General features: G+C 73.7%; 1 protein-coding gene. It reads left to right on the top strand.

The genetic code is table 11. The annotated features are described in order from the left end of the window. Nucleotides 1-272 (top strand): hypothetical protein (locus JHD62_RS21585; protein ID WP_199104596.1); only part of this gene is annotated, 272 nt, incomplete at its 5' end. Nucleotides 273-399: the final 127 nt, after the last annotated feature.

The raw sequence follows: 399 nt of genomic DNA, 5'->3' as shown, positions 1-399 counted from the left end.
CCCCCCCCCCCCCCCCCCCCCCCCCCCCCCACCCCCCCCCCCCCCCCCCCCCCCCCCCCCCCCCCCCCCCCCCCGGTTTTCATGCAGAAGACGGCATACGAGATTATTGCGTTCGTCTCGTGGGCTCGGAGATGTGTATAAGAGACAGGGCCACGCTCAGTGCGCTCAGCAGCCAGGTGGATTCGCTGATTGCCAACAGCCGCGCCGCCTCGCAGGTTGCCCAGGCAGCGCGTTCCGGCACGGGTAAGATTCTGTCTCTTATACACATCTGACGCTGCCGACGAACAGTAAGATGTGGAGGGGTGGGTGGTGGGGGGGGGGGGGAAAAGGGGGGGGGGGGGGGGGGGGGGGGGGGGGGGGGGGGGGGGGGGGGGGGGGGGGGGGGGGGGGGGGGGGGGG

Source organism: Aquitalea sp. ASV11 (assembly GCF_016429185.1).
In the GTDB taxonomy this organism is placed as follows: Bacteria; Pseudomonadota; Gammaproteobacteria; order Burkholderiales; family Chromobacteriaceae; genus Aquitalea; species Aquitalea pelogenes.
This window is presented reverse-complemented; position numbering and strand designations above follow the sequence as displayed.